This window comes from Pseudarthrobacter linnaei (assembly GCF_055412825.1).
This window is the reverse complement of the sequence record NZ_JBVAYX010000028.1, coordinates 37,434-43,870: the sequence shown is the minus strand read 5'-3', so window position 1 is coordinate 43,870 and position 6,437 is coordinate 37,434. Positions and strand designations below refer to the sequence as shown.

Annotated in this window: 4 protein-coding genes; 2 read left to right on the top strand and 2 right to left on the bottom strand. The window is 71.1% G+C overall.

Features of this window, described 5'->3' with window-relative positions; genetic code table 11:
- Together ACZYZ3_RS17360 and ACZYZ3_RS17355 are read left to right on the top strand one after the other, a co-directional pair.
- Positions 1-2,334: SbcC/MukB-like Walker B domain-containing protein (locus tag ACZYZ3_RS17360; RefSeq protein ID WP_463965043.1), on the top strand; the 2,334-nt coding region annotated here is incomplete at its 5' end.
- Positions 2,335-2,469: 135 nt separating this feature from the next.
- Entirely contained in the window at positions 2,470-3,897 is a 1,428-nt protein-coding gene (locus ACZYZ3_RS17355) for an MFS transporter (RefSeq protein ID WP_463965042.1), read from the top strand.
- Between the two features lie 192 nt (positions 3,898-4,089).
- On the opposite strand, the gene hpaE is transcribed toward ACZYZ3_RS17355, so the two are convergent.
- Positions 4,090-5,595 carry a 5-carboxymethyl-2-hydroxymuconate semialdehyde dehydrogenase gene (hpaE, locus tag ACZYZ3_RS17350; RefSeq protein ID WP_463965041.1) on the bottom strand — a complete coding sequence of 502 codons (1,506 nt, stop codon included), beginning with the start codon at positions 5,593-5,595 and terminating at the stop codon, positions 4,090-4,092.
- Positions 5,596-5,711: 116 nt separating this feature from the next.
- Positions 5,712-6,428, bottom strand: a complete 717-nt coding sequence (locus tag ACZYZ3_RS17345; RefSeq protein ID WP_463965040.1) for an IclR family transcriptional regulator — start codon at positions 6,426-6,428, stop codon at positions 5,712-5,714.
- Positions 6,429-6,437: the final 9 nt, after the last annotated feature.

Here is a 6,437-nt window from a genome sequence, read left to right as displayed (position 1 = left end):
GCCGGCCGCCTGTCCGCCCGGGACACCGCGGCAGCGCGTGCCGCCCGCCAGGCCAAGCTGGCCGCGGCCGAACGCCGGCGCGCCGAGGCTGAGGCCGCCGCGCCCGCAGCCGCTGCCAAGAGCGGACAGTTGAGGCTGCACCGCCAGGCCGAAGTCCTCAGCGGCCAACTGCACGCGGTGGACAGCGCCCGCACGGCCGAGACCCTGGCCGCGGCTGGGATGGCCGCTGCCGCCGAAGACCTGCGCACCGCGGCCCTCACCGACCCTGAACTCGCCGCGCTGCGCAACGGCACCCCGGGTGGCATCGCCGACCTGGAGTCCGGTGACAGCCCTGGCATCGCGGGCAGCGCCGGAAGCTCCACCTGCGGCAGCTCCAGCGAGGACGGCTCCACCTACGATGGGGACGACTTGCGGTCTGCGCTGCGCGGACTGCGCTCACTGCGCGCGGTCCTGGAGGAGCGGCTGCCCGACGAAGCCAGACTCACCGGACTTCTCAACCGCACCACCCAGTTGCGCCTGAGTCTGGCGCAGCTGGAAGCGGGCCGGACCTCCGGGGCTGCTGCCCTGGCCGCCCGGCGCCGGGAATCCGAGGCACTGACCGCCGGGTTGCGTCCGCTCGAAGAACTCGCCGCCGAGGTGCAGCTGCGGACGAAAGAGGCCGCCGCCGCGGAGGAGCTGCTGGTCCTGGTGCGGCGCTACGCCGCGGCCGGGAACGAGTGTGGCGCCGTCGCCGAACGCCACGGCCGCGCCCGGGAGGACTACCAGGACCGCCGCCAGCGCTGGCTCGATCTCCGCGAGGAACGGCTGGCCAACGCTGCCGCGGAACTCGCGTCCCAGCTGAAGCCGGGCGTCCCCTGTGCTGTGTGCGGCAGCCCCGAACACCCGGCACCTGCCCCGGCCGCGGCCTCCGCCCTGACCGTGGCCGAGGCCGAGGAGACCGCTCAGCAGGCCTGCGAGGCGGCGGAAGCCGCGCTGGGGGCGCTCGGCCGCGACCTCTCCGAGGCCCAGCAGTCCGTCGCCGTGCTGGCGGCCCAGGGAGGCAACACCGAACCCGAGGACGCCACCCTGGAGGCCAGCCTGGCAAAGGAACGTGCCGCCGAGGCGCGCCGCGCGGCGTCGGAGCTTGCCGCCAGCCGCGTGCGGCACGCCGAACTGAACGAGGAGATCACCGCCGCAGAGCAGGACCAGGCGGCCGCGGCGGCAGGCATCGCGCAGACCGAATCCACCCTCACGGAAGTCCGGGACCAGGCCGAGGCCCTCGAACTGGCGCTCGACAAACTCCGGGCGGGCCACCCTGTCCTGGCTAAGCGCATCGCGGCGCTGGATGGCAGCGCCGCCGTGCTGGAACGCGCCGATGCGGCGCGGACCCGGCTGGAACAGGCCACGGCCCGTTCCGCTGAAGCCCGGTTGCAGCTGGAGCTGGCGCTTCCGGGCACCGGCTTCGAGTCCGCGGACGCGGCCCGGGCGGTGCTGCTCCCGGCCTCGGACGCCGAGGCACTGGAAGCCGCCGTCCGTGCCGGCCAGGACGAAGCGGCCCGGATCGAGGAACTCTTCGCCAGTGAGGAACTTGTGCTGGCCTCGCGCGAGCTGGAAATAGAGGGACCACTCGTCGAGGGGCTTGTGGAACAGCTCCGCGCAGACGCCGCTGCGGCGGACCGCTCAGCCCGGGACGCGGACCTCGCAGCCGGCCTGGCGGAAAAATCCGTACAGGCCCTGGGCACCATCGCCGCCGACTACGCGCAGCTTGCCGAGTCCGGACGGGAACCGCGCGGACGGGCGCAGCTGCTGACCGCCGTCGCCGACACGGCCCGCGGCACGGGAGACAACAACTACCGCATGAGCCTGAACAGTTATGTGCTCGCCGCGAGGCTCGAACAGGTGGCAGTGGCGGCCTCGGAACGGCTGATCGGGATGAGCGACGGCCGCTACACCCTGCAGCACACGGACGCCAAGGCCGCCCGCGGTGCGAAGTCCGGCCTCGGCCTGGAGGTGGTGGACGAGTGGACCGGGCAGCGGCGCGACACCGCAACACTGTCCGGCGGCGAGTCCTTTATGGCCTCGCTCGCGCTGGCCCTCGGACTCGCGGATGTGGTGCAGCAGGAATCCGGCGGTGTGGACATCGAGACGCTGTTCGTGGACGAGGGCTTCGGCAGCCTCGACGAACAGGCCCTCGAGCAGGTCATGGACGCCCTGGAGGGGCTCCGGGACGGCGGGCGCGTCGTCGGTCTGGTGAGCCATGTTGGGGAAATGAAACAGCGCATCAGCACCCAGCTCCAGGTGGTCAAGGGACGCAACGGTTCCACCCTGCATATATCCGCCGACGCGCCGGTCTGATCCGTGCGTCCGGGCCCGGCCGCAACGGCCGCCTGGCCTGCGCAATCAGGCACACCAGCGGATACAATTGCTGAGTTACCGGGTCGCGCGCATCGGGAGGAGGGACGATGCGCACCCTTGAACGAACCCGGAATCATGACTCTTTCAACGCCCTCCGAGGCGCCCGCTTCCGCGGCGCCCCACCGTCCTGACAATGGCGCTGCCCTTCCAGGGTCCGCCCCCGCGCCGCCGGAACCGCGCGCACCCGGGCGGTACGCCCGGCTGCCGCTGCTGGCCGGCCGAAGCTTCATCCCCATTGGCCTCTTTGCCCGCCTGCCGCTCGCAATGCTCACCGTCGGAGCCCTCACCCTGGTCACCGCCGTCACCGGCTCCTACGCAGTCGGCGGCATGTCCGCCGGCGCCGTCGGCATCGGCTCGGCGCTCGGCGCCCCCATCCTCGGCGCGCTGGCGGACCGCCGGGGCCAACGCCCCGTGCTGGTGTTCGCCGCCGTCTCTAACACCGTCGCCGTCATCGCACTGATCCTCGCCGCCTACCGGATCCCCGGCGGGCAGGACCTCGCGGCCGCCGTTCCGGTCCTGGTGGCCGCCTTCGTGGCCGGTGTCAGCTGCCCGCAGGTGGGACCGCTTGCCCGGGTCCGCTGGATGGCCCTGACCTCCCGCAAAGGGCGCAATGCCGACCACGCGGACCCGGGCAAGGCGCGCGGCGGGCGCAATGCCGACCATGCGGACCTGGACACGGCGCTGTCCTACGAAAGCACCGCCGACGAACTGACCTTCGTCCTGGGCCCGGCGCTGGTGGGAATCCTGGCCAGCCTGGTCGCGCCGTGGCTGCCGCTCGCCCTCGCCGCGGCCCTGACCATTACGCTCGTACCGGCCTTCGCCGTGCACCCCACACATCAGGCGGTGGTCCGGACGCCCGCACGGACAGCGGTCGGGGCCGCCCGGGAGAAACAGCGCCGGGCGTCCCAGCCGGCCGGCCAGCGCGCGGGCGCCGTCGCCGCCGTCGCCCTTCCCGTGCTGGCCATGGTCTGCATGGGCACGTTCTTCGGCTCCACCCAGACGTCGCTGAGTTCTTTTTCGGCCAGCTTCGCGACCTCAGAACTGGCCGGCCTGCTCTACGCGGTGATGGGCCTGAGCTCCGCCGCGGCGGCCCTGTCGGTCCCGTATTGGCCGCAACGGCTCACCGCCAACGCCCGCTGGCTGGCCTGCGCGGCGCTGATGGCCGGACTGGCGCTGCTGCTGTTGCTGCCCTCGACGGCGCTTCCCATGATCCTTGTGCTCCTGGCCCTGGGCCTCCCGGTGGGACCGCTGATGGTCACCGTCTTCGCGATCGGCGGACTCGTCGCCCCGGCGGGAAAACTCGGCACGGTCATGACCGCGCTGGCCAGCGGCATCGTGGCTGGCACCGCGATCGGCTCGTCCATCGCGGGGCAGTTGACGCAGCACCAGGGCTACTCCACGGCATTCCTCGTGCCGGTGTGCGCCGCCACAGCCCTGTTCCTGCTGGGAGCGGCGCACACCGTCGTCCTCCACCGCCGGAGCAGGACGGCGGCGGGCGGCTGACCCCCGGCGGGCCCGCGGATGCCCTGTCACTTGGAGTTGCTATGAGCGCCTGAGAAGGACCGAAAGTGATAGGGCAACCGGGGCTCGAGCTGAGTGCCGAGCTTGACGCCGCGCTCCTCTCCGGGTCGACGTCGGAGAAGAGCCCGTAGGGAAGCCCAGCGGGACCTCCACCCGGACGGCATCGCTGATGCGCTACTGCGCCGCCGCGGTACCGAACTTCGGGGTGTGCACGGCGCCGAGGGTGATGTGGACGGCCTGCTGGTCGGTGTAGAAGTCGATGGAGCGGTAGCCGCCCTCGTGGCCCAGACCGGAGGATTTGACCCCGCCGAAGGGGGTGCGGAGGTCCCGGACGTTGTGGCTGTTGAGCCAGACCATGCCGGCCTCGAGGTTCTGCGAGAAGTTGTGCGCCCGGGTCAGGTCGTTGGTCCAGACATAGCCGGCCAGCCCGTACCGGGTGTTGTTCGCCAGGGCCAGCGCCTCGGCGTCGTCCGCGAACGGGGTGATCGCGACGACGGGACCGAAGATCTCCTCCTGGAAGATCCGCGCATCCGGGGCGACGTCGGCGAAGACGGTCGGCGCGATGTAGTTGCCCGTTGGGAGCCCCTCGGGCCGGCCGCCGCCGGCCAGCAGCCGGCCCTCGGTCTTGCCGATCTCCACGTAGCGGGCCACCTTGGCATAGTGTTCCGGGTGGACCAGGGCGCCGACTTCGGTCTTCGGGTCGTGCGGGTCACCGACCACGATGTTCTTCGCGCGGGCGGCGTACTTCTCGCAGAATTCCTCGTAGATGTCCAGATGGACGAGGATGCGGGAGCCGGCGGTGCAGCGCTCGCCGTTGAGCGAGAAGACGCCGAACAGGGTGGAGTCGATCGCGGCGTCGAGGTCGGCGTCGGCGAACACGACGCACGGTGACTTGCCGCCGAGCTCCATGGACAGGCCCTTGAGGTTCTCCGCGGCGTTGCGGAAGATCGTCTTGCCGGTGGTGGTCTCCCCGGTGAAGGAGATCAGCGGCACGTCCGGGTGTTTGACCAGGGCGTCGCCGGCTTCCTCGCCGAGGCCGTTGACCAGGTTGAACACCCCGTCGGGGAGTCCGGCGTCCTTGAAGATCTGCGCCCAGAGCGAGGCGGAGAGCGGCGTGAATTCGGCCGGTTTGAGGACCACGGTGTTGCCGGTGGCCAGCGCGGGCGCCAGCTTCCAGGACTCCAGCATGAATGGGGTGTTCCACGGGGTGATGAGGCCGGCGACGCCAATCGGCTTGCGGTTCACGTAGTTGATCTGCGCGCCGGGGACCTTCATGGCGTCGTCGAACTGCGCCACGATCAGGTCCGCGAAGAACCGGAAGTTCTCCGCGGCGCGGAGGGCCTGTCCCTTGGCCTGGGTGATCGGCAGGCCGGTGTCGAAGGTCTCCAGCTGGGCCAGCCGGGTCTCCTGGGCCTCGACGGCGTCGGCGATCCGGTTCAGGACGCGGGCGCGTTCGCGCGGTTTCATCTTCGGCCACGGGCCGGTGGTGAAGGCCTTACGGGCAGCGGCGACGGCGAGGTCGATGTCCTCTTTCTGGCCGGCGGCGGCGGTGGCGTAATTGGTGTTGGACACAGGGTCGAGGACATCGAAGGTCCTGCCGCTGACGGAATCAACGAATTCGCCGTCGATGTAGTGGCGGATCCGCGTCGGTAGGTCGTCTGGAATGTAGTGCTCGGCCATCACATCTCCTCATTGAGTATTAAATCGTATACGATACAAACTGCCCGAGACAGGGCTGCTTGTCAAGCATTCCCGGACCGGGCAGCCCCGGCCGGAGGGGGAGTGCCCCGCGATTGTCAGCCCAGCTGGCTCTCGATGCGACGGGCGCTGGCGGCCAGGGCCGCGGCGACCTCACCGGGGTCCTGCGCAGCGCGGATGTACACGACGGCGAGAGCCGCCGGACGCCCGCCCGGAACCCGGACCGGTACGGCCAGCGAGGAAACGCCGGAGATGACCTCGTCGTGGCTGGCGGCATAACCCCGGCGGCGCGCCTCGGCCGCTTCGGCCCGGTAGGGAATGCCGGGGGCGGCCGCGGCCCATTCCTCTTCGGACAACGCCGACTGGATCGCGATCCCGGGGGCGCCGGCGCTGATCGGATGCCGGGAGCCTGGATGCTGGACCACGGTGGCACCGGTGTGGCGTGGATCCACGGTGACCAGCGTGACGCATTCCGCGTGGTCCCAGACGGCAACGAAGGCGCTCATCATCAGCGTGTTGGCTAGCTGGGTGAGCTCCGGCAGTGCCGCCGTCTGCAGGTTCCGCGAAACGCCGCGGGCCAGGACGGCCAGGCCGGGGCCGGGCTGGACCCGGCCGCCGTCGTCGCGCACCAGCAGGGAGTGGTCTTCAAGGGTGCGGAGGATGCGGTAGGCCACGGAGCGGTGCACTCCCATGGCGTCGGCCAGTTCGGCGATGGTGAGCGGGTGCTGGGCGTCGGCCAGGATTTCGAGGGCGCGGATGCCGCGCGACAACGTCTGGGACGGGGAGGCCTGGGCGCTGCCGGCGGTCGGGGTCATTTGTCCATC